Origin of the sequence: Kitasatospora sp. NPDC048715 (genome assembly GCF_043198905.1) — a bacterium.
GTDB lineage: Bacteria > Actinomycetota > Actinomycetes > Streptomycetales > Streptomycetaceae > Kitasatospora > Kitasatospora lactacystinica.
On record NZ_JBICVH010000041.1, the window covers coordinates 1 to 4,092 of the forward strand.

At 70.5% G+C, this 4,092-nt stretch carries 1 protein-coding gene; it reads left to right on the forward strand.

Annotation, left to right across the window (positions count from 1 at the left end):
- The first annotated feature begins 1,328 nt into the window (after positions 1–1,328).
- Positions 1,329–3,932, forward strand: coding sequence for a collagenase (locus tag ACGFSC_RS42820; RefSeq protein ID WP_359915566.1), 2,604 nt, complete (start codon positions 1,329–1,331; stop codon positions 3,930–3,932).
- The last annotated feature ends 160 nt before the right edge of the window (positions 3,933–4,092 follow it).

Here is a 4,092-nt window from a genome sequence, read left to right on the forward strand (position 1 = left end):
CAACGCCAAAAACACCTACGACCCCACCCACACCCTCACCCCCGGCCACAACATCTTCCCCTAACCCCACACCACACCACACACACAACAAGAAACGCCGAGCACGAAACCCGGGATCGGAAACACGGATACCGTTCACCGACCGTGGAACCGAGCCGGAGCCCGGGTCCCAATGACCAGAACCGCCAATTGAACGAACAGTCAAAGCAAAAGCCGCAAATGAGCCGGGCATGATCGGATGCTTCCGGCTCATCGTGCTGTCCGCGCAAATCCCGGACCCCATTAGGACTTGGCGCCGCACTGGCGGCCCGGAGAGGGCGATGCGCCTGATGGGTTCGTCGTCGACGGACTCGGAGGGCTCCTCGTGTTCCGCCCGTTGCTGCCCCTCACGGGGCGACGAGGGCGGCAACGGTCGCCGGAGGCCGGGTGCGGCGGCGAAGTCCCACCTGGCATCATGACTCCCGTGATCATGTGTCGAAAGGCCGATGCCGCGTAGGCGTCCACGCGCGCTGCGCACTGAGCGACCGGTTTCCCGAATCCGGGGGCCGGCCCCGCCGTTCCGGATTCACGGGCTCTCCGCCGGGGCGAGCCGGGCGGTGTACCGGGTCGAGCGCCTGAGCGCCGGCTTCTACTTGCACCCGGGTGCCACCGACCGGGCGTTGCGGCGATACCGCGAGTTCCTGCACCCGCCGGGAAGGCGTCCACTGTATCCGCGGGAGTCGTCCTGCTCGTGCTCGGGGTGTTCGTTCGAGGACGTCAGGCACGCACGTGACGTGCTGGAGGAGGTCCTGGAGAGACTGCCGGGACGGGCGCGCGCCGAGCTCGGCCGACTCGTGAGGCCGCTGGATGCGGTGTTCCTGCGTCGCACTCTCCCCGACCCGTTCGCTCACCGGCGCCGGTGGCGCACGGAGTTCTGGTGGTACCGCCGGCTGGCCGAGGGGTCGGAGTGGGGGTGAAGGGGCCCGCGGCCCGGTGGGGGCGGCCGTGGGGCGTGGGCGGCGCCCTGGCCCGGGGTCCGCCTTTACGGGCGGGGGCGGAGATCGGCCACTCCGGGTGGCCCGCCGGCCCGCGCGGCCTCGGGCAAATCTCCTGGCTCGTGACCTGCCGGACCTCCGGCGCCCGTCCGCCGCGCCGCCCCCGGACCGGACCGTCGCAGGTCAGCCACGTATCGGGGCGTGGTGGGCGCGAGGTGGCTGAAAATCGCGTGCCATATAACCTGTGACATTGTTCTGATGGCCGGTCAGTGACAGGATCCACGCCAATCTCCTCATCTCCTTCACTCAGTCCGACCCCACGTCGGGCTGCCCCCACTCGAAGAAGGACTCGGCGTGCTCCTGCGCACAAGACTCTCCACGCTCGCGGCCGGCGTCGTCGCCTGTTGTGCCACGGCCACCGCCGTGCTGCCGGCCCAGGCCTTCGCGGCACCCGCCACCGTCACCGCCGCCCCGGCCCTGACCGCGGCCGCGGCCGCCCCGACCCCGACCCCGACCGACCCGAACGCACCCGCCGCACCCACCGCGCCCACCGCCGGCGCGACGGCGGGCTCCGAGGAGCCCGCCGCGCCCGCGGCCCCGCTGCCCCCGGCGCTGATCGGCGAGCGACTCATGGGCGGGCCGGCCACAACGGCCGCAACGGCCGCGACGGCCGCCCCCGTCGCGCCCAAGTCCCTTGCCCCGCAGGCCCTTTCCGGCGCGGACGCGGCCGCTGCCGCCGCGCAGGCCTGCACCCCGGCCGACTTCGCCGCCCGCACCGGGGCCGACCTGGTCGCGTTCATCAAGAGCTCGACCCCGGAGTGCATCCGGGGGCTGTACAGCAGCGGTGGCGCCGACCCGGGCATCTTCCGGCAGTCCCGGATGCTGTCCGTCGCGGCCGCCTTCAAGGACCTGGCGGCCGGCTACATCGGCGACAACTCGGCCGGCATCCAGCAGCTGGCGCTCTACCTGCAGGTGGGCTACTACATCCAGTTCTACTACCCCGACGCGGCCGGCCCGTACACCGGCGAGCTCACCACCGCCGTCCGGGCCGCCCTGGACGCGTTCTTCGCCGGGGCCCGCTGGCACGACGTCACCGAGGGCAACGGCATCGTGCTCAGGGACGTGGTGTGGCTCACCGACAGCGCCAACGTCCAGGCCGGCTACCTGGGCGTCTACAAGCGGATACTGGACGACTACAACAACTCCTACAACGCGGTCCCGAAGATGGTCGGCGCGGTCAACTCCGTGCTGCAGTACCCGCTCTGGCGGGGCAACTCGAACCAGGACTTCGTCAGGGCGGTCGCCGCCGACCCGAGCCTCGCCGTCTCCCTCGCCGACTTCGCGATCAACCACAAGGACCTGATCGGCGGGCCCAACGAGGTCCTCGACACCAACGCGGGCAACGACCTGGCCCGGATGGCCGGGAGCGGCCCCGCCGTCGAGGCCCTGGTCAAGCCGCTGGTCAGGAAGGTGCTGGACGCCGCGCCGCTGCTGACGCCGGCGGCGCCGCTGTACGTGCACACGGCCGTCCAGGCCGCGTACTACAACAGCGGCCAGTGCTCGTACTACGACATCTGCAACCTGCCCGCCAAGCTCACCTCGGTGGTCCTGCCGCACCAGCTGGTCTGCGACAACCGGACCATCCAGGCCCAGGCGCTGTCGGCCGAGGAACTGGCCACCGTCTGCGCCAGCCTGCGCAACCAGGACGCCTTCTTCCACGGCGTGGTCAAGGACAACGGGCCGATCCCGAACCAGTACGCCCAGAACGTCACCTTCGGGATCTTCGCCAACAAGACCGACTACACCACCTACTCGTGGGCGATCTTCGGCAACGACACCGACAACGGCGGCCAGACCGTCATGGACGCGACCGACCCGAACAAGCTGGCCGCGACCGTGATGTACCAGAAGACCTGGAACAACAACGACCCGGCCCGGGTGTGGAACCTCAACCACGAGTACACCCACTACCTCGACAGCATCTACGACCTCAAGGGCAACTACCGCACCCAGATGTCCGTCCCGGACATCTGGTGGGTCGAGGGCCTCGCCGAGTACGTCTCGCACAGCTACCGCGGCGCCACCGACACCGACGCGATGGCCCAGGCCGCCAAGCACACCTACAAGCTCAGCACCCTCTTCCAGAGCACCCCCGGCAACTCGGACTCGACCCGCGTCTACCCGTGGGGCTACCTGGCCACCCGGTACATGGTGGAGAAGCACCCGGCCGACGTCCAGGCCATGCTGGCCCGGTTCCGCGTCGGTGACTACCCCGGCGGCTACGCGGTCTACAACAGCCTCGGCACCTCCTACGACGCCGACTTCGACGCCTGGCTCGACGCCTGCGCCGGCGGCGCCTGCTACAACCCCGGCCCGACCGCCCTGTTCGACACCTCGGTGAACGGCGCGACCGTCAGCGTGAACGACCGGTCGGTGCAGACCGGTTCCGGCCGGATCACCGCCTGGCACTGGACCTTCGGCGACGGCACCTCCTCGGACGAGCGCAACCCGAGCCACACCTACGCGGCGGCCGGCAGCTACACCGTCGCCCTGACCACCACCGACGACACCGGCCGGATCTCCACCACCCCGGCCACCGTCACCGTGACGGCCGCCCCGGTCGTCCTGCCGGCCTGCACCGAGCAGCGCGCCGACGCGATGGGCCGGAACTGCTCCCGCGGCGGCCGCGCCGCGACCGCCGGCAACCTCGACTACCTGTACGTCTACCTGCCGGCCGGAACGACCACGCTGAAGGTCACCACCTCCGGCGGCACCGGCACCGCGCACCTCTACTACAACGCGGACACCTGGGCCTCGCCGAAGGCCTTCACCGCCTCCTCCACCGGCACCGGCACCACCCAGTCCCTCACCGTCACCAACCCCACCGCCGGCTACCGGTACCTCAGCCTGTACGCCGTCACCGACTTCAGCGGCGTCACGGTCAGCACCCAGTTCTGACCCCGACCCGCACACCTGAGCGGAGCGCTCGGCCGGGCTTCCCGGCCGGGCGTTCCGCGTGGGCGTTGGGTGTGTCCAGTGAACGGTGTAACTCGGTTGGGTTGAGTTAGCGGCGGCCGGCGGAGAGTCGGCCGTCGAAGGCGATCTCGAAGGCGTTCAA